The sequence below is a fragment of the Anatilimnocola aggregata genome, assembly GCF_007747655.1.
GTDB lineage: Bacteria > Planctomycetota > Planctomycetia > Pirellulales > Pirellulaceae > Anatilimnocola > Anatilimnocola aggregata.
The window spans coordinates 6730534-6752506 of the sequence record NZ_CP036274.1; the positions used below are offsets into that span (position 1 = coordinate 6730534).

A 21973-nucleotide genomic window follows, 5' to 3' on the forward strand; every position below is an offset into this window, starting at 1 on the left:
CTACTCCTGAAAACGGCTGTCTGCGATTATTAGCGCGCGATTAATGGTTAAAGCGGAATTCGCTGCAAGTCAGTAAGGCCCAAACGAGATCATTCACTCGATCTTCGACATCTTTCTTATTGACCATCTCAATAAATTTCTCTCGCTCGGCCGTGGTTGGCGGGCGCGAGAGGATTTGCAAAAAGAGCCGCTCGATTCGCTCGTCCCCCGACATCTCTTTGTTGATAATCGTGCCGAGCAGGCTACCCGGTGTGCGAAGCAGCAGGCTGCCAAGTTCGCCATTATTGAAATAGAGGTGTTCCGCGAGGCCACCCTGAAAATCACCGGTGCCGTTGTTCGGCTGGCCAAAAAAGCGGACGACATAGTCCCGGTTGAGCGGACGAAAACGGCTGGGAGTCTTCTCCGGCGGTTTATCTTTCGTGGCTTCGTCGTAGCCCGTTGCGATTCGCCAACTCTCACCCAATTCTTCGGCCGAAAGTGGCCGAACGCGAGCGTGCTGGAACCACATCGGCTGGGCTTCGCCGCTCGTGCCGCGACTCGAAAGTTGATATGTATTACTATTCAGCAGTTCGCGGGTGAGTGCCTTAAGGTCGAACTTCTTCTCAACCAGCCAGATGGTAATCGCATCGAGCAGCGCGGGATGACTCGGCTCGTTCGCAGGGCTCAAGTTATCGACGGGATGTACAATTCCGCGACCGAGATATTGGCCCCACATGCGATTGGCAATGGCTCGCGCGAAGTAAGGATTATCAGCGCGGGCGATCCATTCGACCAGTTTGTCCTTGCGGGAGAACGTGGGAGGCGGCGGTGGTTTCTTCTCTTCCAGTTTGGGCTCTTTGTAACCTTCCGGAAGTGCCGGCTCATCTAGACCGCCGCCGAGCAGGAACTTTGGCTTGATCGGTTCGCCCTTCTTACCGGGAGTTTGATCCTTGGCCGGACCAGTGAAGAGAACGTCGCCGCTGTTCTTTTCGCCAATGACGTACATGGCGATGTTATCTTTCTTGCCCACTTCGACGACGGTTAACCGGGCGAAAAAGGCAGCCATGCCGAAAAAGTCGGTCTGCTTCCAGTCGTCGAACGGATGATCGTGGCAGCGGGCACATTGCAACTGCACGCCGAGAAAGGTTTGTGTCACCTTTTCATTCAAGTCCTCTGGCTGGTTGCGGAACTGCACGTAGTACATCGGCGGGCCTTGCTCGACCGAGTTCCCCTCGGCCCGCAGCAGGTCGCGAATCATTTCGTCGTAAGGACGATTGGCTGCGAACTGTTCCTTTAGCCAGTTCTGAATCCCTTCCCGTTTGTCGGTACCAAAGCCGGGAGGATTGCGGCCGAAGAGAATCAAATCCCACAGATCGGCCTGATGCTGAGCGTAGCGCGGATGGTCGAGCAAGCAGTCGATCAGCTGCTGGCGTTTGTCGGGGGACTGATCTTTGAGAAAAGCAGTGGCTTCGTCGTAAGTGGGAATGATGCCCGCGAGGTCGAGATAGATGCGGCGCAGGAATTCGGCATCGCTTGAAGGCGCAGCGGGCGTTAGTTTCTCTCGCTGCCAGACAGCCGAGATCTCGCTATCGATCACATCGCGCAGTGGTCGATCCTCTGCGTGGACCAGCAAAGCGGCGTTCAAAACGCCAACTAGCAGGAGCCAAATCGATGGCGAGCGACTGCAAGGGGAGAAGTTCATGCGGGCCTCGACGGGTTGGACGATTCCAGGTGGGAATGGATGGTGGGTCGTCTCTCCAGTAACTATCGACGCTTTCGAATTCCATAGCAAGCTTTGCCGCTAACACACTGGGATTGTGTTTGTGTAAATAGCGTGACGAGCGTGGTGGTTTGGGCTAACATATCGCTCCATGCCAAAGAATCCTTCAATACCGACGAACGCTTCCCCGAGTCTTGCGCGGCTCGATCGCCCGCTGTCGTTATCCGCGCAGGTGGAGCGATTGCTAAGGCAGTCGATCACTGAGGGGAGGTTTGCGGGCGGTAAATTGCCGACGGAAGTGGAACTGGCCGAACAGTTGGGGGTGAGTCGCGAAACGGTTCGACTCGCTGCGGAGGTTTTGCAGCGAGAAGGACTGCTAGTCAAGATTCGCCGCAAGGGAACCTTCACGCAGCAGCAACCGGCCGAGATGCAATTGCGCGGGCCCGAGTCGACGGTGCTCGGGTTCTTGCAAGCGACCTATCCTGCGCCGCAAGGTGCCGAGGAAGCGGTAACTTCGGAAATCAACGCGCTGATGCTGCATGGTGCCGTCGCTGAAGCAGGACAAGCAGGCTGGGAACTTTTTGTTCGCGATGCACCAAGCACGCAGATGAGGCCGGCCTTTCAACGACTCAAATCCAAAGCGATTCTCAGCGGGCTGATCTTCACGTCGTTCGGCGAAGAGAAACTGCTGCGGCGCGTGATGGGGCTGGGAATTCCCGTCGTGCTGCTCGATCACGATGCCCGCGTTCCCCAGATTAGCGCCGTGTGCGAAGACTCCACCGGAGCTGCGAGGCAAGCGGTCGAGTATTTGGCGGGCCTGGGACATCGGCGTATCGCCACTGCCTATTGGCGGCGAACCGATTTAAATCCCTGGCGACTGGAAGGTTATCGACAAGGAATGCGTGAGGCCGGACTGCCGCGCAAGCGCCAATGGGAACTGGCCACCGAGTTGACCGAGCGCGGCGCAAAGCTCCTCACCAAGCAATTCCTGGAGATTTCGCCGCGACCCACTGCGCTCTACTGTTTCAATAACACACTGGCCAAACGGGTAATCGAAAACCTGCAAACCCAAGGACTGCGGGTTCCCGACGATGTGAGCGTGCTTGGCGGTGGTGGCGAAAACGTCTACGGACTGACCTGCCATCAGGCCGAATGGCATTCGATGGGGCGCAAGGCGGTGCAAATTCTGCTCGAACACGTTTCTGCCAAACAGCCGCGAGAACCGGAGATCCATCTCTTCCCTCACAGCTTGCGGTTCGGTCAAACGACCAGCCCGCCGCAATGAGCGGCATCTCGATATGATGAATTGCTCCAGAACGGAGCACTGCTAGAAAGTCCGTCATGCCCCTGCATTTCGAAGCGCGACAATCATCTTCCTTGCCAATCGAGGTTCACGGCATCACTCCCGACCTCCTGCGCGAAAAGTCAGTTGCCGAAATCGAGAAGTTGGAAATCCTGCAGGGCAATCGCCGCTTGCCACTCGCTGAACTGTTTGTAGTAAAGGGAACTGCGGCGGAACAAGTGCATAGGTGGAGTGGAACTCTAACCAATGTGCATTGGCTGGGCGCGAAGATGAAGAGTGGCCGAATTGAAGTGACCGGAGGTATAGGTCGGCATGTGGGTAGCGAACTCCGCGGCGGCGAGATTCATATCCACGGCAGTGTCAGCGATTGGCTGGGTGCCGAGTTGCATGGCGGGCTGATTCACGTGCGCGGCAGCGCCGGTGATTCGGTCGGCTCGGCATATCGCGGCAATACCAAGGGGATGACGCGGGGGACGATCATCGTCGGCGGCAACGCTGGCCACGAGCCGGGACATTCGTTACGGCGCGGGCTGATCTATATCGCTGGCAACATCGGCGACATGGCCGGGCTGAACATGTTAGCTGGAACAATTCTCGTGGGGGGTAAGGCGGGCCTTCGGCATGGCGCGGGCATGCGCAGGGGCACGATTGTCTTCTTAGGCAGCCAAGCTCCGCCGCTGCTGCCAACCTTTCGTCGGGGCTGCCGCTTCCAACCCGGAGTATTTCCGCTGCTTGCCGCCCAATTGCGCCAAGCTCAGGCCCCTTTCAGCGAAGAATCAATGGCAGCCGCTTTCGACTTGTATCACGGCGACCTGCTCGAAGGTGGCCGCGGCGAAATCCTGGTCCGCGCGACAAACCACTGACTCGCATTGCTGCTCTCTATCCCCCAATCGTTGGCTTACCCGCATTATGCAGTAGAATACCGACAGGGATGTGTTCTAGCTTTGGAGATTTAAATCATGATTAAACCTTCCCTTGCTCAACGTGTATCTGCCCTTGAAGAAGAGGTCGCCAGGCTGGCTCTCGTTCACGATCACCGAACTCCAGCCGCCCCGAATGCTTGGCGTTCGACGATAGCGATGTTTGCCAACGATCCGGTAATGCAAGAGATTATCGAAGAAGGGCAAAAACTTCGGCAAGTTGATCGCGAACAATCGCAACCATGATCGTCATCGATTCAGATCACCTCTCGATCCTGCAGCAGAATCGGAGTCCGCAATTAAGTCGGCTTCTGGCTGCCATGGATCAATCTGTAGATACCGATTTCGCAACCACTGCGATATCTCTGGAAGAGCAGATGCGGGGCTGGCTCGCCGCAATTAATCGCACTCGTGAAGTTATCGATCAACCTCGCTATTACGCTCGATTAACTGGACTGATCGACTTCTATTCCCGCTGGCAGGTAATACCGTTCGACGAGAGTGCAGCCGAGATGTTTCTAGCCCATCGCCAGGCAGGGGTTCGCATTGGAACCATGGACTTAAAGATCGCGGCAATTTGCCTATCCAAAAACTCGCTGCTACTTTCGGCGAACTTACGAGACTTTGAACAAGTTCCGGGCTTGAGAGTCGAAAACTGGTTGAAGTAGCTACTTCGTGGCAATCCGAACCACCCCCAGCGGGCTACGCCGGTGCGGCGTCTGCCGATAGAATGCCCTAACGCTGGCACGATGCCTCGCCACCCGGAAATGACGATTGCCTGGAGACACGCTTGCGCATCGAGTCGCAACTCTCTGCAATGACGCGGGGCGAGTGGAGTAACGCATGGCACGCCTGGTTTCGTTTGTAGTCCTGCTAGTCATTTTGATTCTGATCGCGCTCCTCTTTTTCCGCGTGATGGAATCATTTCTGCTGCCGGTCTTTTTGGCCGCCCTTTTGGGCGTGGTGTTCCAGCCCTTGTATCGCTGGACCGTGGCCCATTGCCGCAATCAGCGCTATGTAGCCGCGACCCTCACGACCTTGATGGTGCTGATTACGGTACTTGCCCCTGCCGCTCTGGTCCTCACGTTGGCCGGTGCGCAAGGTCTTTCGCTCGCTACTCAATTGCAGGGGACCGACGTTCGCAAAAAACTCGACGAACTGCGGAGCGAATACTCGCTCGATATTCCCATCCGCGATGATTTGCAGGGAATCGATTTCAAGCTCAAGGCCTGGCGCGATCAATTGCGCAATGGCGAAACGCCCAAGTACTCCGAAGTTTCGGTCGAGAACCTGATCACACGCGTCGAGCGAATCGAAGCTTGGCGCAAGCAGGCAATCGAGGCTGGCGTTCATGCCAACCCGATACCTCTCCTCGCTCAATTGGAGATTCTGCGCAAGGTCGAGTCAGAGTCGCCACAGGGTGACGACGCATTGCTGGCCGCGGTGGCAGAGTTTCGCATCTACAAGCGCGACTTGCTCGGAGGTGCGTTCTTGTCGGTCGTGAAGGAAGTGGTCAATCCGACCGACGAACAAATCGAGAAGCTGTTCGGGCCGTCGTTCGCCATCGGGTCAAAGTTGTATTCGTATGGCGGTGAAACGTTGATTATCCTGGGAAAATTGCTGATCGGGACGATCATCATCATCGCCACATTATTCTTCTTGTTTGCCGAAGGCTCGCGCATGCTCGATGCGGCCATTCGCCTTAGCCCACTCGAAGAACGCTATGTGCGCGAACTGGTCAGCGAGTTCGATCGCGTTTGTCGCGCCGTGGTTGCTGCAACGCTGCTATCGGCCGTCGCCCAGGGAATTCTCGCAGGCATTGGGTTTTATTTCGCAGGGCTCGAGCATTCGGTGGCACTGCTCATGCTCCTCACCATGGTCCTCGCGATGGTACCGTTCACCGGGGCAGCTTCGGTTTGGGTGCCGGTTTGCGTGTACCTATATATGTATAAAGGAGACACCACCGCAGCGGTCGGACTGGCCGTTTATGGCACGCTGATTATTTCCGGGGCTGACAATTTGATTAAGCCGCTTGTGCTGCATGGGCAGTCGAATTTGCATCCGCTACTCGCACTGCTTAGTGTTATCGGCGGGCTGCAGCAACTGGGGCCGATCGGCATTCTCGTGGGGCCGATGGTCGTGGTCTTTCTGCAAACGCTGCTGAAGATCCTGCAACGCGAACTAATGACCATGGATCGTCTGGCAGCCGCCGCAGCAGCAATTGGAGTTCAACTTCCTTTAGGCCAACGCGCGCCCCCAACTTCCGCGGTCCCCGCAGCGACGGAAACTGTCGTCGACCCAACCACGGGCTTACCTGTCGATGCCAAGCCGATGGATTCAACCTATGGCGAGAATCCACCAGCCAGCGGAAATGGCTCACATCAGCCTTCACCACCCGCGGTCCAAAGTCCACCGACAAACCCGAATCTCAAGCGGAAGAAGAAGCGGTAGCCAGTCCTGTTTTCAACGTACTTGTTCAACATTGCCCCCCATTGTTGAACACCAATCGCTCGCAATCCCGAGAGTTGCGCTATCTGCTGTTCAACAATTGCCTCGATTGTTGAACACCCCCCCTTTCGCGGTCTGCAAGATGTTCGGGCTCCGCGGACGATCGAAAAGCAGACGAACATCAGCCTTGTTGCAGCCCGAAAATCACATCCTCGACCCATTCTTCGGCTAGGCCAAGCGGCCGACGATCATAAGACCACTCACTGGGGCAAAAAAGCTCTCGGAGCCTCTCTTTGGCGGCGGATAGTGCGGTCGAATTAGCCTTTCCCCAATGAAACTCTCGATTCTCCGCTCGCAATCCCGCGAGCACTTGAAGCGGGGGATAGGTACCGAACTCGGCACATGCGTAAAGGTAGTCTGAAACTCTTGATTGATGCGCGCACCAGCATCCCAGGCTGCCGCGCACCTGGTAGTTCACATCGCTGCCGTCGTTTTCAACAAACGAGCCTGAGTCCAAGTATTCGATCAGGAAGTTGCGTTGCGACTCGGTGAGCGCATCATCAAGTAGCAGCTTTCCCTCGCCAGCTCTGCCGAGTCCCGTATGGAAATCCAGGTGCACAACGCGACTACTGCTCGCCAACCACCGAGGCAGATTTGCCGCCAGGATCTGCTGCGTCTGAGAGGGACCGTTGCCACCAAAGAACAGACCTTGGGGAAAATCGAATTGGCCAGCAGCAATGGTTTGCGTTAGCTGGCGCACTCCCATTCGCGCAGCGGCCAGCGCGAGCTTCACTGAAAATAGATCGAACCAGCCTGCGGAGGACCGAGGATTTAGCAAAGGATCGAGTGCAGCATAGCCGGCGGGCGAACCACGATAATCATCGCCAGGCAACAGAAAATTGCGATTGAGATCGATGCCATCGGCATCCATTCGCCGCAACCAGGCGAACCCATAGGGATTCAGGCCATGCATCATTAGCAGACGAACTTCGCCTAGCTTTAGCTCTGGCAAATGCAACTGCTCGTGAAATAACAGTCGATTCAGGATCGCACACTGTACGGCAGATCCAAAGAACCCTTCCACACCATGCAACCCGCTCGAAAGCACGAGCGTCGGCGCATCAGGAGGCGCAGGAGACCAGGCGATATCGATCGTCAGATCATCGCCCGCGGGTGACTGGCCAGCGATGTCGTGAGCTTCGTGTTGCCAGCCGAGTAGCTCGACACAATGACGAAACGTGTGTCGAGCTTCTTCATAGTTGGCAGAGATTTCGACGCAGAGCCCAATGCCCATTTGAGCATGCCTCGTCTATCGAATCCTCCTGCCAACACTACGCCAAAGCAGCTTTCGCTTCTTGGAAGATCGCATCGAAGGCCGGTGGATCGTGAATTGCGATTTCCGACAGGCTCTTGCGATCGAGCGTTATGTTAGCCTTCTTCAGCCCATTGATGAACAGGCTATAGCGGAGACCTCGTTCAGCACAGGCAGCACTGATGCGGATGATCCACAATTCGCGAAAGTTACGCCGTTTGACGCGGCGATCGCGATAGGCATAGCGGCCGGCACGAAGCAGGGTTTCTTTGACGGTGCGAAGCAGCTTACGCCGACCGCCCCAAAAGCCCTTGGCTCGCTTGAAAATCCGCTTCTTCGATTTGTTACGGGCGTGACCGTTGGTGGTACGCATGGCAAATACATCCTGACTTCAGCCGCACAACGAGGCCCTCGGGACGAAAATCCGAGCGTTGACTGCCCGTGCACTGGCACTAGCGAAACTCTGCCCCACCGCCTTACAGGCTGTAGAAACCGAGAGCTCGCGCGATCTGGTGATTGACAGAATCGTGCAACACACGCGTTCCCCGCAGGTTGCGGCGACGCTTCTTCGACATGCGCGAGGCGAGATGGCTCGTCCCGGCGCAGCGGTGCTTGAACTTTCCTGTGGCCGTCACCCGGAACCGCTTCTTGGTTCCCTTGTGGGTCTTCATCTTCGGCATGGTAAATACCCCCTTCGGTGAGAAGGGCTAACTGGGTGAAATGTCGGAAGTCCCGCATCGTAGTCCCTTTTCGGCGCGCCGAAAAGGGGAATGACCGGGAAAATATCACCGCCCCGGCAACGAATGCCAAGTTGGAAACAAGCATTTATCGGCCGCTGGCAATCTGCCGGCCAGCGAATCGCCTAAAAAAAGGCGAGAGCAATGGTTATAGCTTCGAATACAGCCGAATCATTGCTTCGTCGTTGTACGCTCCGGCAAGTCACTAAAGAAGGAATTTGAAGTCTGACTTCTCGCACAGCTATCGGTACGCGGAGGGTGAAACTCGTGACCGTTGCGCAACCAGTACGCACAACTGAAACCGACCTATTTGTCCAACCACTTTGGACCCCATCTGCCAAAACGCTGGCATTTCGCAGCATAAACACCCACAAACACTCCGAATCATGGACACCACCCGATTGAGCGACTCGCAAATTAGTGGCAACTAATTTCCCATAACGCAATTACTCGTTACGTTCTGATCGCGACTACGTTTCCATGTTGTTAAATATCGCTGCGTTCTTATTCATGATACAGCCTGCACTTGACTAGACTGGTCAACTAGGAGCAACTCACAAAAGCGACTCTCCCAGAAACTCGCTGCTACGTCTGACCTTCTAGGTACTCCAGCAGAAAATCTGCGAGCGAATCACCAATCTTCCTTGTCCAGGCACTGGGATCGCCTCCGTTGTAAAATCGTTCGTGATCGAATTCGTAGATCTCTGGTCCGAACGATTCGCCGTTTCGAAGGTATCCAATGCTGTTGCCGTCGGAGGTGAGGTTGTAAGCCGAGATCGCGAGTACGAGCGGTGTGCCATCGTAGCACCACTTGCTGTGAGTCGTTTGTAACGCGTCTTGCGGGGACTCGATGATAATATTCGCCACTCCAGGGAGATGCACCGGCCCAAACTGCTGCAACAAGTCTTTGTAGTCAGCCGGGAGTTCGGCACCCAATAAGCGTTCTTGCTGAATCAGTTCATCTTTGGCAAGCGGCAAGAACGTCATCTTGACCGGGTAACTAATAAAGAGAACGCCATCGAACTTGATCCCGAGGTTTTTGAAGAACTTTGCCGGCTTGGGATTTGCTGGATCGAAGCCCGGCCATACGTACATCTGGTTCTCGCATCGCGCGTCGCTTAACGAGCGAATCTTCGCCGTGAGTGAGTCAAATGCTCGCGACATAATTGTTTTGGCTAACGCCCAGTTACCCTGCCCACTTCAATTCGTCAGGGCCGACATATTGGACTGACCTACTCAGTTTGCCAAAGTACCGCTCCACTGCAAGCGACCAGCAATCTCTTGTACGCCATCGACTGCATCGGTGGGCATGCTAACACCGCTTCGCAGAACTCGACGGGTGGGGAGTAATAGTGCGCGTTGATGTAGTGGGTGATTAATTCCGGACAGACATAAATCTTGCCCTCGTACGGAATGAAGAGATTTGCCGTGCCGCGTTTCTCGCCGCCAAACTGGCAGATACCGCATTCATGGTAACCGGCTGAGACGAACGGCTGCCACGGATTGCGAGCGAACTCCGTCAGCTTCGCGAACACCTCTTGCGGCGTGGGGCCAGTAGGAATTTCAAATGCCTTCTCCAACCAGCCGACCGCAAGGATGTGATCGGCAACGACTGGCAGGTATGTGCAGGGCGTGAGATCGCGCAATTCAGCCAAAGTGATGCACCGCCTAATCTCGTGACATACCAAGCTATAGCTGTCGATCAGTCGTAACGCTTGCTGCAGCTTCTCGACCGTCGCCACGCGCGACCACATGCCCCCACTTGTTGTATTCGGTGCCGCACACCTTGCAGGTACATCCACCCCACAGTGTCTGACGCCAATTCTGGGGAAACCGGATCGCCGGAGCAGGCTCGCCACAATCCGGGCAACGAACGGGCCGTAGGTTGATGCCCCAACGGCCCCGGTGGCGAACGGTGTCCCGAAACACAAGGCAAAGCCCAATCACCAGTAGGATATTCCCACCAACTGCTAGGGCCACACCCGCAATTACTAAGGCTAGGTCATCTCTCATCACCGGCCCTCCGCCCCCGCTCACCAATCTGCGGCGACTACTTCTTCTCAGCTTTCGCAATATCTGCACGGGCTTTCTTTTCTTGCTCGGCAGAGACTTCTGGATTCGGAGTGGCATCCCCTTCTTCGAGGTTCAGTTCCCACTTGATGCCATTGAGGAGCGAGGCCATGTAGCGCTCATCGGCCCAGACAGCTTCGTTGTGGCCGAGGCTCATGTGCATGGCTTTGCCGTCGCCGTAGTTCTTCACCCAGGCGATTGGCACGTGATACGGACCTTCGCCAATGCGAGCGCGGGTCTTGGCGGCGTCTTCGGTCTTACCCATCTTTTCTTGATTGTTCGCCTGGCTGCGCAGTTGGTCGTCGATCTTGTTCGCGGTTTTGGCCATGTTCAGGCTCATCAGCACGCGGACTTTTTCAGGTTGCCAATTCTTGAAGCGGTAGATTTCGTCCTTGATGACAAACTCTTCGCCCCACGGCTTGCTAACGGGGTGCTTCGTGTCGTGCACGCTGACGGTGACGGTATCGCCCGAACCCCAGGGGTGGCCGTTGAACGTGCCGCCTATCATGTCCCAATAAGGTTGATAGTTGTGATAAGTGTCGGCTGCGGAATGGGTGCCAATGAAGCCGTGCCCCTTTTGCTTCAGCCAGTCTTGAAAAAAGTAGTCGAGGTCTTCGGGTTTGATGGGCAAATTGCCGGTAGTGTAGAAGAGGACGATGTCGTAGTTCTTCAAGTTCTCTTTGGTAAAGTCCTTGGCGACATCCTGGCTGCAATCGGCACGGAACAGGTTGCTCTTCACGCCCAATTCGGTGATGGCCTGTTCGGCGGGTGCTAGCTTGGCATCTTTGCGATTCACGCTGCCGTGGCGAAAGCCAGCGCTCTGCGTGATCATCAACAGGCGGTAACCACTGGTGCGTGGTTCTTTCTTCGCTTCTTTGTCTTCGCCGACGGCCAATGTGGTGAGCAGCGACAGGAGGAGTAATACGGAAAGGGAAAGGACTCGTTTCATCGGACGGTTACCTGAATTCTGGAGAGTACTTGTTAGCGAGGAGGGCTGATTTTCGCCGCCCAACCATGGTACGCCAAGCCCCTGGCCATTGCATCTGCTGGCGAGTTTTTTCACTGGTACGGCCGGTCGTAGTGAATGCTAGCCACTCGTCGGAGATGAATTATCGAATTGGCTGGCGAAATTTTGGATGCGGCGAACCTTCCTTTGCCTATAATGAGCTTCACTCCAATTTTCTCTCGCTGGCGAGACCGGACTTGGGATACTGGGCATGGATAACGTCCTGAATGATCCAGAACGATCGGGCAATCGGCGTGCGCCGGAGAGTGCCCTGGCCGAAGAGCTTTCCCCCGCGGAGCGGAATTCGCTCGTCGAGCGATTAAAAGTTCTGCCGCCCTTGAACGCGTTGCCCGAGAGGTCGACTTCGAGTGCCGCTGGCAAAGAGTCGGCTAAGTGGCACAGCGACGAAACCGAGTTGGCCGAAAGTGAGGCCCGCCCGGGCATTCGTGACGAACTGCGTATTCGCCTGGCCTGGGCCAAATTGCTTTGGCTCCTCACGTTTCTCGGTGTGCTGCTGGGGGTGACCTACCTCGTGCCAAATATGGTCGAGCAGATTCAATATGCTTCGGCCCGCGGCAAGCAGCGCGCCGAACATGAATTGGCCAAGGAGGAATTGAAAGATCAACCCCTCGCACAGTTGTCGCGCGCTTCGCAATTGGTTTCGCAGCGAGTTGGTCCCAGCGTGGTGCATATCACCGCGCAAACGAACATGAATAAGGTGGCGATCGCTGGCGGCCCTCTCGGCGGTGCCTGGCGAATTCCGCACGATGGCCAAGGTTCTGGCTTCGTGCTCGATCGAGAAGGGCACATCGTCACGAATCACCACGTGATCGACGGTGCTAAAGAAATTGAAGTCTTCCTTAGCGATGGTCGCCGCGCCATGGCACAGATCATTGGCCAGGATCGCGAGACCGATCTGGCCCTGCTGAAGATCGATGCCGACGGTCTGATTCCCGCTGATTGGGGCGAAAGCGATGACGCCGAAGTGGGCTCGATGGTCTGGGCGGTGGGAAGTCCCTTTGGTTTACAGCGCAGCGTGACGAGCGGCATCATCAGTGGCAAACATCGCACGGGAATGTCGCGGTCCCCCTATCAGGATTTTTTGCAAACCGATGCCGCCGTGAATCCGGGCAATAGCGGCGGACCACTCGTCGATATTCAAGGCCGCGTGATTGGCGTGAATACGGCGATCGTTGGCGACGCGTATCAGGGAATCAGCTTTGCGATCCCCAGCCACATTGCCCGGCAGATCATCACTCGTCTGAAGACCGAAGGACTGGTGCGCCGCGGTTGGCTCGGCGTCGAACTGGCCGATGTGGCTATCGCGGCCACGAACTTGCCCACTGCGAATAGTGCGACACCGGCAGCCAAGGGAGCGATGGTGCTGCGTGTGATCAACACTCCCAAACAACCTTCACCAGCCTATGAAGCAGGCATTATGGAAGGCGACATCGTGCTGAGTTGGGACAACCGCGAAGTAACTACCCCGACAGAGTTGCGCCAATTCGTGGCCCAAACCAAGATCGGCACGCGCGTCAAAGCCACCGTCAATCGCAACGGCAACCTGCTGGAGTTGGAAGTTGCCGTCGGTGAACGGCCGGCGCAGTTGTAGGCTACTTCTGAATGATTGACCGAGCCGCGTTTTGATTGGCTTGATTGACCTGATTACCCGGTGGGGCCAGCGGGCCGCGAATGCTACCGCGGGCGAGGCACGTGGTTTTGCCGCCGACTTTCAGATCGGTTTCGATTTCGATCGTTTGCTGAATCTCACCGTTGTTCTCGTCTGCTGTGAATGTGACCGGAACCAGGTGCACCGGTCGAGCCTGATCGGTCGTCTTGAACTGAAACGCTTCGCCATCGCAGCGAACCGCCAGAATCTTGAATGGCTGACGAGCGCGGACGACAAGCTGCTTGGTCACGCTTTGGCCGGGTTGCAACACGCCGAGGAAGAGCGCGCTCGGGCTGACGGTCAGTGGCGGAACGATCTTTCCTTCCACCGTCAGCGGCACGGTCGCCAGCGTACGATCATCGGTCACAAGCGTCAGCGTATCGCTGATATAACCGGCCGGGGCATTGTCCTTCAGCTTGACGCTCATTTGATACGTCGTGCGGCCACCACCTCGCACCGCGTCGCTGAGTTCCACTTCTAAGAACTCATTCACGCTGCGAACGTCGGTGATGTTCCAGTTGTTGCGGCCATAAAAAGTAACAGCCACTTTCTGCTGCACGGTGGTCCCTTGGTCAACGTCGCCAAAGGCAATCGAGCCGGGCTGGAAATCGACATCGGTGTGGATGTAGCCGCTAACCTGCAGCTGCACTTCGGCATGGAAAGGTTTATCGATGACAACGGTCAGCGTCGAATTTCGTTGACCGGTAAACGAGCGCGTATTGAAGGCGGCGATGACAGCCCCCTTCTCCCAGGTCTTGAGCGTGGTCTTCGTTACGGTGGGAGTCGTGCAACCGCAACTGCTGCGGACTTCGGCAATGTGCACGTCTTCTTCGTAGGTGTTTTGAATCTCGAAGGCAAACTCGGTTTTGGCCCCCCGGGCCACGTGACCAAAATCATGCGTGCTGATTTTGAACATCTTTTGCGCCCAATCCTTTGCGCTGACTTCGCCGCAGAGCAGCAAGCCGGCCACAAGGAAGGCGCAAGTCACTTTGCCAGCAAGTTTGCCGGTAAACGAGAGCGTCGACGCGTAGTTGCGAATCATGTATCTCCCTCCGCTGGCCGCCGGCAATCCGCCTGGATTTGCGCGCCGATGGACAGTGGTCCCCCTCAAACCAGCCTGCATCGGGCTGGGCGACCACTTCTCAGCGTATCGCGCTGGCCGTGGTCGTGACAAACAAATTCGCTCCCCCAAGCTACCCCCCTGGCATGCCACGCTGTGGCATGCCAAACGGGCACACTGGGTGCGAACCGCATGGATACTTATTCGGCCAGTCCTGGGTCCGGCTACAAGACTTTTTCCGGCTGGGTAGAAGGGAGGTAAGCCGCGTAAAGTTTGCGGCGAGATTCTTTTTTGCAGCAGTGCTATCACCCCTGCTGTGGGGAAGGCTGGCGAGCAGTTCACTTCTGCCGCGGCGTGCGGTACGATGATGGCGGTCAAACTGACCGTTTCGACTTTCGGCTGGGAAGGGATCGATATGATTTGGATGGCAACCCGCGGCACGGTACTTATGCAGGCATTCTTGGTGCTCGCAGCAATCAGCGCCAGTGGATGCGTGCAAGAAGCTGCCTCTCAGCCCAAGTACAAACCGGCCGCCGAGACGGCTGCCACGACCGTGGCAGAAGCCACATCGCCCCCCGTGACTGAATCCGCCAATGCTCCGCCGGGGCTAGATCCAAAAAAAGAAGTTCCTGAAGTTCCGCCTGCTGATAAACCCGTCGAGCAGCCAGCGGCTGGCCCGGAAGCGGCGACCGAAGCTCCGCCCGATAAAGAAACGCTAATCGCCATGCAAGCACCGGGCAAAGCGGTGAATCCGTTTCGTCGTCGGCTCGAAGCACCCGACTTTCCCAAGGGAATGGAATGGATTAACACCAAGCCCCTGAGCAAAAAGGACTTGAAGGGAAAATTCGTCCTGCTCGACTTCTGGACCTATTGCTGCATCAACTGCATGCACATCCTCCCTGAACTCAAGAAGCTCGAGAAGCAGTACCCGAACGAGCTTGTCGTCATTGGCGTGCACTCGGCCAAATTTGATACCGAGAAGGATCGCGAGAACATTCTCGCCGCTGTGCTGCGCTACGAAATTGAGCACCCTGTCGTCAACGATGCGGACCACAAAATTTGGGACACCTTCGGCATCAACAGTTGGCCGACGGCGCTTTTGATCGATCCCGAAGGGCAAGCGGTCTGGGGTCGCAGCGGTGAGTTCAAGGCCGATGAAGTGGCCGAAGTGCTGAACAGTGCGATTCCCTTCTACAAAGAAAACAAACTTCTCGACGATTCAAAGCCCTTCCCCCTCGACTTGGAAGCTGGAAAGCAATTGGCCACGCCGTTGCGATTTCCGGGCAAGATCCTGGCCGATGAGCCGAGTGGGCGGCTGTTCATCTCGGACAGCAATCACAACCGCATCGTAATCACCGACTTGGATGGCAAGTTGCTCGACATCATCGGCAGCGGCGCGATCGGCAAGGACGATGGCGCATTTCAAACCGCTTCGTTCGATCATCCTCAAGGCTGCGTGCTGCACGGCGACACACTGTATGTGGCCGATACCGAAAACCACTTGCTCCGCAAAGTCGATTTGAAAGCCAAAACGGTCAAGACCATCGCGGGCGTCGGTTCACAGGCCAAGCATCCGTGGCCTGGTCTGGAAGAAGCTCGCCTTTCTGGCGCGATTCCCGAACGCTGGGCCGGCAAGCCGCTGGTGACTGGCCTCAATAGTCCCTGGGATTTGTGGATTCACGGCAAGAACATGTACATCGCCATGGCTGGACCACACCAGATCTGGATGATGCCGCTCGATGAATCCGAGATTGGCCCTTACGCCGGCAACGGTCGCGAAGACATCGTCGATGGCCCCCTCATGCCACCCACACCTTACGAGGCGGGCTTCAGTTCGTTCGCCCAGCCCAGCGGGTTGTCGAGCGATGGCGAATGGCTGTTCGTCGCCGATAGCGAAGGCAGCTCCATTCGCGCGGTCCCCTTCGATCGCAAACAGGAAGTGCGAACCGTTGTGGGTTCGAACCTGTTGCCCGGTGGCCGTTTGTTTGCCTTCGGCGATAGCGATGGCCCCAAGGAAAAGGCCAAACTGCAGCACGCGCTGGGCGTGACCTATCTCAACGGTCAACTTTATATCACTGACACCTACAACGATAAGATCAAGGTAGTGGACGCCAAGACCGGCGAAACGACGACCCTCGCCGGTACCGGCGAACCTGGCAAGACTGACGAGCCAGCAACCTTCGATGAGCCAGCTGGCATCTCTCATGCCAAGGGTAAGTTGTACATCGCCGATACCAACAACCACCTGATCCGCACCCTTGATCTGGCCACCAAGAAGGTGAACACGCTCGCCATTAGTGGGCTGACTTCTCCTGCCGCCAGCAAAGCCCCCGACAAGAAACCCACATTCAAGGGTGCACTGCAAGAGGCCGTTCCGCTGGCCAGTTTGAAGCCAACCGATGGCTCAGTAAAGGTAAACGTCCAGATCAAGATTCCTACGGGCTGGAAGGTGAACCCGCTCGCCCCGATGTCGTACTGGGTCGACTCGGCCAAAGCTGAGGGGCCGGTGAGTCGCACCTCGTTTGGCCGCAAAAAGCTAGGCGAGCCAACTGCGAATTTTGAAGTTGTGTTGCCAGTTACAGGTACGGGCGAAGATGAAATCAACATCTCGCTGAATTACTATTACTGCCAGGATGCCGACGAAGGCGTTTGCAAGATTGGCTCGGTGGTCTTTACCGTTCCACTCAAAATCGCCGACGATGCCAAGGAAAGTAGCGTCGTTATTTCGCATGTAATCCCGGAGTAGTCGTTTTATTCTGCTTTCGTACTTCTACAGTCTGCATTCACGTGACTGACGTCAACGGTGCCGCCAAGCGAATCATCGCCAACGTCGAAAAGGCGATTGTCGGCAAGCGTCAGTCATTGGTCCTGGCACTCTGTGCCTGGTTGTGCGAAGGGCATCTGCTGCTCGAAGATGTGCCGGGCGTCGCCAAAACGATGCTCGCCCGCGCGCTGGCCCGCAGCGTGGGCTGCTCGTTCAAGCGGATTCAATGCACGCCCGATCTCTTGCCCGGCGATGTGACCGGCGCATCGATCTTCAACCCCAAGACGACGGACTTTGAGTTTCGTCCCGGGCCCCTTTTCGCACAGGTGGTACTCGCCGACGAAATTAACCGCACGACGCCGCGCACTCAAGCTGCCTTGTTAGAAGCGATGGCCGAGAGTCGCGTGACCGTCGACGGGACAACGCACAGACTGGGGCCGCCGTTCCTGGTGATTGCCACGCAGAACCCCGTCGATCATGAAGGGACGTTCTCGCTTCCCGAAGCTCAACTCGACCGCTTTCTGATGCGGTTCAGCCTGGGATATCCAACCATGGAAGAAGAGTTGAAGATGCTCGAGATGCTGCAGCACACGCACCCCATCGATTCGCTCGAACCGGTCGTTAGTGCGGAAGAGCTGGTTGCGTGTCAGAAGGCCGTGCGGAACATTTATGTCGACGACAAAGTCCGGCGTTACCTGATGCAAATCGTCCACGACACGCGTTCGCACGAAGATATCGCCCTCGGCGGCAGCCCGCGGGCATCGATCGCCCTCTTTCGCTCGTCGCAAGCGATGGCCGCGCTGCGTGGCCGGGCCTATGTGCTGCCCGATGACGTGAAGCGAATTGCCGGGCCCGTGCTGACGCATCGCGTAATTGTGAAACCCGAGAGTCGACTGCGCAAAATAACCGCTGCCGCACTGGTCGAAGAAATCGTGGCAGAAATCGCCGTGCCCATTCTGGCCGAGAGTAACACGGCATGATCTGGCCAGCTGCCATCGTGCTCGTGCTGGTGTTGGCCTTGATCTTTCGGCTAGGACTGCTGGCCTACGCGATGTACACCCTCCTCGGCGTGGTGCTGCTCAGTCGCTATCTCACACATCGCTGGGCGACGGCCCTTTCCGCCTCGCGCGAATGCAACCGACTGACGGCCGAAGAAGGTGACGATATCGCCGTCATCATCACCATTGAGAATAGTGGCAACTTGCCGATTCCGTGGGTCATGGTCGAAGATCTTCTGCCGCGCGAAGCACTCCTCTATAGCCCTCCGCGATTGGCCGTCATGGGAAGTCGCGTGGAACTAACGCACCTTTGGTCACGCAGTCAGAAGAACCTGCGCTATCAATTGAAGTGCAATCGCCGCGGCTATTATCAGCTGGGGCCGCTAGTGCTGGAGACAGGCGACTTATTCGGCCTGCATCGGCGATTTCGCGTGCTCACGCAGCCTCATTTTTTGCTGGTGATGCCCAAGATCGTGCCGCTCACCGGCTATGCCATTTCGTCGAAGCGACCGATTGGCGAAGTCCGCATGACGTATCGCCTGTACGAAGACCCGACGCGCATCAGCGGAGTGCGGGCCTATCAAGAAGGAGATTCGCTCAATCGCATTCATTGGCGCGCGACCGCTCGCACGGGCGTACTCCATAGCAAAGTCTATGAACCGTCGACTGTGGCGGGCGTGACGTTGCTCGTCGACTTTCATCAAGCCTCGCACCCCGCGCGCAATGAGCCGCGGCGAAGTGAACTGGCAATCACCGCTGCAGCTTCAATTGCCCACGCCGTCAGCTTAATGGGGCAGCAAGTGGGATTGGTTACCAACGGCCGCGATGCCGCCGACCGCATCCGAACCGAGGGCTGGGCCAGCGACTGGCGAACTCGTGAAGCCGCGAATGTCGCCGCCAATGTGCGAGAAACGAGCGACCGCCTGCGCCCCGTTGTGATTGATACTCGACGGGGCGGCGATCAACTGCAGCAGATTCTCGAAATGCTGGCGCGGCTCGAACTGACCGACGGCTTGCTGCTTTCAGAGCTCATTCTCGAAACCTCGTCGCGTCTGCCCCGCGATGCCACGGTGATCGCGATTCTCCCCCACGTCACTCACGAAATTGCCATCTCGCTCGGCATGCTGCGGCGACGCGGTCTGGCCGTCGTGGCCATTCTCAACATGTTCGAGACCTATGAATACGCTGAAGCCGCCGGTCCGCTGATGGCCGAAGGAATCGAAACCCGGCACATGCCGGATGAAGCAGCGGTCGCAGAGATTTGTGCGCAGTATTGGCTGAGATGACAAGAACAGCTAGTTCAACTCATTGCCCGAGCGAAGTGCCAATTGATCGTCCGAGTTCATGTTGAATACAGCAACAGTTGTGCGCCCAACTGCCGTCTTACCAACGATGAGCAAACCTACCCAGTCGAAATGCTCGGTCCAAACTTGCCGGCGTGGATGAAACAACGCGGTTAGCTTTCCCGACTCTGGATCGAAACCGGTAAGATTCGGTCCCTTGTGCAAATTGCAGTCGATGCAAGCCAGTGCAAGGTTCTCATCGTCATCAGAACCGCCGTGTTTCTTGGGGATGATATGTTCGACGTGCAACACTGCCAGCGGCGAATCGGATTGGTGCAGATGGCAGTACTCGCACCGATTCGCCGCACGCGCGCGAACAAGCGACTTCGTTCCAGCGCTAACACTCACGACGGATCACTTAGAAACTTGCGAGCCTGCCTTTGGAAGATCGCGATGAATTTGTTAGCGCGCACATAGCCGGCGTACTCGGCTCGTTCGTCGGGAGTTAGTTCACCCTCGGTACTTTTTGCAGCGAGTTCTTCGATTCGTGCGCTCAAATCACGATCTACTTGAAATCCAGCGACTTGCGCGGCCTTATCAGGCAGAACGAGTTGCAAGAGTGAGTCGATACCACGCTCGAACGCGGCAGATTCTGAAGATGCGATCATGCAATTACTCTAACATGAGAGGCGAATATTCTGTCAATACTTTTTCGTTAAGCGGGCTGAGTATTTTCGTTGGCCAACGGCCACAGCGACTGACCAAACGAACTAGAATTCGGGCATGTCTCGTCGCACACCCGAAACACTCGTCGATTGGCTGGTCGTGGGGATTGCTCCCTTCCTGATCATGATGCTGGTCGGCAGTCTGGTGTTTTATCTGGTCGAAGTCTTTTACCTGGGTGACTATCAGATCCGGCTCTTGTTCGTGCTGGGACTGTTTGTGATGGCCATCGTTTGCGTGGCGCGTATCTCGATGGAAGACGGCGGCGCGTATGCAGCGTTGTTTGGCGTGCCGCTGGCGGTTGCCGTGGGAGTGGCGATCGCTACCTTTGTCGAAGTGAGCGGGCCGCTGGCACCGCTTGGCCCAGCCTTGAATTGGGCCCTAATGGCGCTCGTTTGGTGGGCCGCGCATAAGTTGACGTGGGACTGCACACTGATTGAAGGTGGCCGCGATTTTACCGGCCAAGGCTTGATGCAGACGACCGGTCTCGATCGCTTTTTCACTCCGAAAGTGCGAACTGCAGAGACTCTCGAGAATCCTGAGTCCGCTGCGCCCCGCTTAGCAGGCACGACTAGCACCGCGCCGCCAGCGAATCTTCCCGTCTGGCAATGGTGGCTAAAGCGCGATGAGCGACCACACGCGCCGGGTGTCTGGGTTGTCTACTTCTCACTCGCCGCATTGCCACTCTTCGGGCTCGGGCAATGGTTTATTCCAGCAGCCGATCTCGCACTCAGACGTCGCACATTTTGGCTACTCGTGATCTACGTCGCGGCTGGACTAGCCCTGTTGCTCTCGACCAGCTTTCTCAGTTTGCGGCGTTACTTGCGGCAACGCAAACTCGAAATGCCGTTGGAAATGGCTGGCATTTGGCTCTGCACGGGAGTCGCGATGATCGTCGCCTTGCTCATCATTGCGTCGCTCTTGCCGCGGCCGATTCCCGAGTATTCCATCACTCACTTGGCCCCAGAGATTCAATCGCCCGACCGCTCCGCCTCACGCTGGGGTTGGGGGAAAGAAGGAGCTAAGGCGCAGCCCGATTCAGCCCAAACCGCAACGAAGGGAGAGTCAGCGCAGAACTCGGAGCAGTCGTTAGCAGAGGGAAAAGGATCGCCGCAACCAAGTGCCGATGGCCAATCGGGATCAGGGCCACCGAGTTCGTCGAGCGACTCAGAGAAAACATCCGTCGGAAAACAAGACCAATCGAAACAAGGCGAACAGGGCTCCAAGTCCGATTCAGGCTCGTCATCGCAAAGTAAGCAAGACAACGAGTCTAAAGAAGGCTCGCAGCAACAACCACCAGAAGACAAACCGCCCGCTGAAACTGAAGCTAGTAAGTCCAACGAACAATCGCAGCCGAAGACCGACTCCGAATCTTCGCCCCAGAATGAGCAACCGCCGCCAACTGGCGAATCCAATCCCGCGCCGCCAACTCAGACCCTTTCGCAGAGGGCTGGTCAGTTGTTTGCGTACTTGATGCGGCTGTTGCAATGGCTCTTCTATTTGCTGGTGGTGCTTGTCATTGGCTATTTCGCCTGGCAGCATCGCCAGCGATTGTGGGCCGCTTGGCAACAGCTGCTCGCAGAGTTGCGAGAGCTCTGGGCTCGTTGGTTCGGGCCAGAGAAGAAACAGGCTGAGCCGCTAGCGCCCGTCGCTCTTGCTCCGCAACCCAAGCGCTTCGCCGAGTATGCCGATCCATTCCTATCGGGGTTGGCAGCACGCTGGTCGCTAGCAGAGTTGGTTCGCTACACTTTCGAGGCACTCGAGGCGCGCGGGCGCGAGCGGGCTTGCCCTCGGGGCGTCGACCAAACTCCGCTGGAATATGCGGCCATTGTGGGACAGGCCGAACCAGCGCTCGCGAGTGAATTTCAGCGATTGGCCGATCTTTATGGCCAATTGGCTTTCGCCCGCGGACTGCAATCGCCTCAAGCCCTGGCCCAACTTCAGCAACTTTGGCAGCGTTGGAAACTGGGCTGATCTTGAC

At 56.8% G+C, this 21973-nt stretch carries 20 protein-coding genes; 10 read left to right on the top strand and 10 right to left on the bottom strand.

Annotated elements, in window-relative coordinates; all coding sequences use genetic code 11:
* Positions 1–40: 40 nt before the first annotated feature.
* Complete coding sequence (locus ETAA8_RS25300) at positions 41–1681, bottom strand: DUF1549 domain-containing protein (protein WP_145095182.1); 1641 nt, start codon at positions 1679–1681, stop codon at positions 41–43.
* A 169-nt stretch (positions 1682–1850) separates the two neighbouring features.
* On the opposite strand from ETAA8_RS25300, the gene ETAA8_RS25305 reads away from it, so the two are divergent.
* From ETAA8_RS25305 to ETAA8_RS25325, 5 genes are all read left to right on the top strand, one after another.
* The gene (locus tag ETAA8_RS25305; RefSeq protein WP_145095185.1) at positions 1851–2984 is read left to right on the top strand and encodes a substrate-binding domain-containing protein; all 1134 of its coding nucleotides are present in this window, start codon (positions 1851–1853) and stop codon (positions 2982–2984) included.
* 56 nt (positions 2985–3040) lie between these two features.
* Entirely contained in the window at positions 3041–3865 is an 825-nt protein-coding gene (locus ETAA8_RS25310; protein ID WP_145095188.1) for a formylmethanofuran dehydrogenase subunit C, read from the top strand.
* 96 nt (positions 3866–3961) lie between these two features.
* Complete coding sequence (locus ETAA8_RS25315; protein WP_145095191.1) at positions 3962–4168, top strand: hypothetical protein; 207 nt, start codon at positions 3962–3964, stop codon at positions 4166–4168.
* Complete coding sequence (locus tag ETAA8_RS25320; protein ID WP_145095194.1) at positions 4165–4590, top strand: type II toxin-antitoxin system VapC family toxin; 426 nt, start codon at positions 4165–4167, stop codon at positions 4588–4590. The genes ETAA8_RS25315 and ETAA8_RS25320 overlap by 4 nt, the downstream gene beginning before the upstream one ends.
* A gap of 175 nt (positions 4591–4765) precedes the next feature.
* Positions 4766–6373 carry an AI-2E family transporter gene (locus ETAA8_RS25325; RefSeq protein ID WP_145095197.1) on the top strand — a complete coding sequence of 536 codons (1608 nt, stop codon included), beginning with the start codon at positions 4766–4768 and terminating at the stop codon, positions 6371–6373.
* A 178-nt stretch (positions 6374–6551) separates the two neighbouring features.
* Here ETAA8_RS25325 and ETAA8_RS25330 read toward each other — a convergent pair whose 3' ends face one another.
* The 6 genes from ETAA8_RS25330 to ETAA8_RS25355 form a co-directional block, all read right to left on the bottom strand.
* The gene (locus ETAA8_RS25330) at positions 6552–7664 is read right to left on the bottom strand and encodes a M14 family metallopeptidase (RefSeq protein WP_145095200.1); all 1113 of its coding nucleotides are present in this window, start codon (positions 7662–7664) and stop codon (positions 6552–6554) included.
* 37 nt (positions 7665–7701) lie between these two features.
* Positions 7702–8055, bottom strand: a complete 354-nt coding sequence (rplT, locus tag ETAA8_RS25335; protein WP_145095203.1) for a 50S ribosomal protein L20 — start codon at positions 8053–8055, stop codon at positions 7702–7704.
* Between the two features lie 103 nt (positions 8056–8158).
* The gene (rpmI, locus tag ETAA8_RS25340; RefSeq protein ID WP_145095206.1) at positions 8159–8362 is read right to left on the bottom strand and encodes a 50S ribosomal protein L35; all 204 of its coding nucleotides are present in this window, start codon (positions 8360–8362) and stop codon (positions 8159–8161) included.
* A gap of 642 nt (positions 8363–9004) precedes the next feature.
* Positions 9005–9583, bottom strand: coding sequence for an SMI1/KNR4 family protein (locus ETAA8_RS25345; RefSeq protein WP_145095209.1), 579 nt, complete (start codon positions 9581–9583; stop codon positions 9005–9007).
* Positions 9584–9651: 68 nt separating this feature from the next.
* Positions 9652–10173: a DUF7919 family protein gene (locus ETAA8_RS25350; RefSeq protein WP_145095212.1), complete on the bottom strand. Its 522-nt coding sequence runs from the start codon at positions 10171–10173 to the stop codon at positions 9652–9654.
* Between the two features lie 296 nt (positions 10174–10469).
* A complete protein-coding gene (locus ETAA8_RS25355) occupies positions 10470–11438 on the bottom strand; it encodes a ThuA domain-containing protein (protein WP_145095215.1) in 969 nt (322 codons plus the stop codon).
* A 268-nt stretch (positions 11439–11706) separates the two neighbouring features.
* Here ETAA8_RS25355 and ETAA8_RS25360 point away from each other — a divergent pair, with 268 nt between their 5' ends.
* Positions 11707–13107, top strand: coding sequence for a S1C family serine protease (locus tag ETAA8_RS25360; RefSeq protein ID WP_145095218.1), 1401 nt, complete (start codon positions 11707–11709; stop codon positions 13105–13107).
* Between the two features lies 1 nt (position 13108).
* On the opposite strand, the gene ETAA8_RS25365 is transcribed toward ETAA8_RS25360, so the two are convergent.
* Positions 13109–14206, bottom strand: a complete 1098-nt coding sequence (locus tag ETAA8_RS25365) for a DUF1573 domain-containing protein (RefSeq protein ID WP_202921261.1) — start codon at positions 14204–14206, stop codon at positions 13109–13111.
* Between the two features lie 382 nt (positions 14207–14588).
* Between ETAA8_RS25365 and ETAA8_RS25370 the strand changes: the two genes are divergently transcribed.
* Genes ETAA8_RS25370 through ETAA8_RS25380 form a run of 3 tightly spaced genes read left to right on the top strand, consistent with a single transcriptional unit; the run spans position 14589 to position 19272 of the window.
* On the top strand, positions 14589–16970 hold the full coding sequence (locus ETAA8_RS25370) for a thioredoxin-like domain-containing protein (RefSeq protein ID WP_238397564.1): 2382 nt from the start codon (positions 14589–14591) through the stop codon (positions 16968–16970).
* Positions 16971–17005: 35 nt separating this feature from the next.
* The gene (locus ETAA8_RS25375) at positions 17006–17968 is read left to right on the top strand and encodes an AAA family ATPase (protein ID WP_391484825.1); all 963 of its coding nucleotides are present in this window, start codon (positions 17006–17008) and stop codon (positions 17966–17968) included.
* On the top strand, positions 17965–19272 hold the full coding sequence (locus ETAA8_RS25380) for a DUF58 domain-containing protein (RefSeq protein WP_145095227.1): 1308 nt from the start codon (positions 17965–17967) through the stop codon (positions 19270–19272). The genes ETAA8_RS25375 and ETAA8_RS25380 overlap by 4 nt, the downstream gene beginning before the upstream one ends.
* Positions 19273–19281: 9 nt before the next feature.
* Here ETAA8_RS25380 and ETAA8_RS25385 read toward each other — a convergent pair whose 3' ends face one another.
* Positions 19282–19677, bottom strand: coding sequence for an HNH endonuclease (locus tag ETAA8_RS25385; protein WP_145095230.1), 396 nt, complete (start codon positions 19675–19677; stop codon positions 19282–19284).
* Complete coding sequence (locus ETAA8_RS25390) at positions 19674–19937, bottom strand: hypothetical protein (RefSeq protein WP_145095234.1); 264 nt, start codon at positions 19935–19937, stop codon at positions 19674–19676. Before ETAA8_RS25390 ends, ETAA8_RS25385 begins: the two co-directional genes overlap by 4 nt.
* A 115-nt stretch (positions 19938–20052) precedes the next feature.
* Here ETAA8_RS25390 and ETAA8_RS25395 point away from each other — a divergent pair, with 115 nt between their 5' ends.
* The gene (locus tag ETAA8_RS25395) at positions 20053–21966 is read left to right on the top strand and encodes a DUF4129 domain-containing protein (protein WP_145095237.1); all 1914 of its coding nucleotides are present in this window, start codon (positions 20053–20055) and stop codon (positions 21964–21966) included.
* The last annotated feature ends 7 nt before the right edge of the window (positions 21967–21973 follow it).

Bases quoted from the DNA above. Each gene is read 5' to 3' on its own strand.
- ETAA8_RS25365 (WP_202921261.1), bottom strand. From the start codon at position 14,206: ATGATTCGCAACTACGCGTCGACGCTCTCGTTTACCGGCAAACTTGCT.
- ETAA8_RS25350 (WP_145095212.1), bottom strand. From the start codon at position 10,173: ATGTGGTCGCGCGTGGCGACGGTCGAGAAGCTGCAGCAAGCGTTACGA.
- ETAA8_RS25315 (WP_145095191.1), top strand. From the start codon at position 3,962: ATGATTAAACCTTCCCTTGCTCAACGTGTATCTGCCCTTGAAGAAGAG.
- ETAA8_RS25380 (WP_145095227.1), top strand. From the start codon at position 17,965: ATGATCTGGCCAGCTGCCATCGTGCTCGTGCTGGTGTTGGCCTTGATC.
- rpmI (WP_145095206.1), bottom strand. From the start codon at position 8,362: ATGCCGAAGATGAAGACCCACAAGGGAACCAAGAAGCGGTTCCGGGTG.
- ETAA8_RS25300 (WP_145095182.1), bottom strand. From the start codon at position 1,681: ATGAACTTCTCCCCTTGCAGTCGCTCGCCATCGATTTGGCTCCTGCTA.
- ETAA8_RS25325 (WP_145095197.1), top strand. From the start codon at position 4,766: ATGGCACGCCTGGTTTCGTTTGTAGTCCTGCTAGTCATTTTGATTCTG.
- ETAA8_RS25395 (WP_145095237.1), top strand. From the start codon at position 20,053: ATGTCTCGTCGCACACCCGAAACACTCGTCGATTGGCTGGTCGTGGGG.
- ETAA8_RS25310 (WP_145095188.1), top strand. From the start codon at position 3,041: ATGCCCCTGCATTTCGAAGCGCGACAATCATCTTCCTTGCCAATCGAG.
- ETAA8_RS25330 (WP_145095200.1), bottom strand. From the start codon at position 7,664: ATGGGCATTGGGCTCTGCGTCGAAATCTCTGCCAACTATGAAGAAGCT.
- ETAA8_RS25305 (WP_145095185.1), top strand. From the start codon at position 1,851: ATGCCAAAGAATCCTTCAATACCGACGAACGCTTCCCCGAGTCTTGCG.
- ETAA8_RS25345 (WP_145095209.1), bottom strand. From the start codon at position 9,583: ATGTCGCGAGCATTTGACTCACTCACGGCGAAGATTCGCTCGTTAAGC.
- ETAA8_RS25355 (WP_145095215.1), bottom strand. From the start codon at position 11,438: ATGAAACGAGTCCTTTCCCTTTCCGTATTACTCCTCCTGTCGCTGCTC.
- rplT (WP_145095203.1), bottom strand. From the start codon at position 8,055: ATGCGTACCACCAACGGTCACGCCCGTAACAAATCGAAGAAGCGGATT.
- ETAA8_RS25370 (WP_238397564.1), top strand. From the start codon at position 14,589: ATGATGGCGGTCAAACTGACCGTTTCGACTTTCGGCTGGGAAGGGATC.
- ETAA8_RS25390 (WP_145095234.1), bottom strand. From the start codon at position 19,937: ATGATCGCATCTTCAGAATCTGCCGCGTTCGAGCGTGGTATCGACTCA.
- ETAA8_RS25320 (WP_145095194.1), top strand. From the start codon at position 4,165: ATGATCGTCATCGATTCAGATCACCTCTCGATCCTGCAGCAGAATCGG.
- ETAA8_RS25360 (WP_145095218.1), top strand. From the start codon at position 11,707: ATGGATAACGTCCTGAATGATCCAGAACGATCGGGCAATCGGCGTGCG.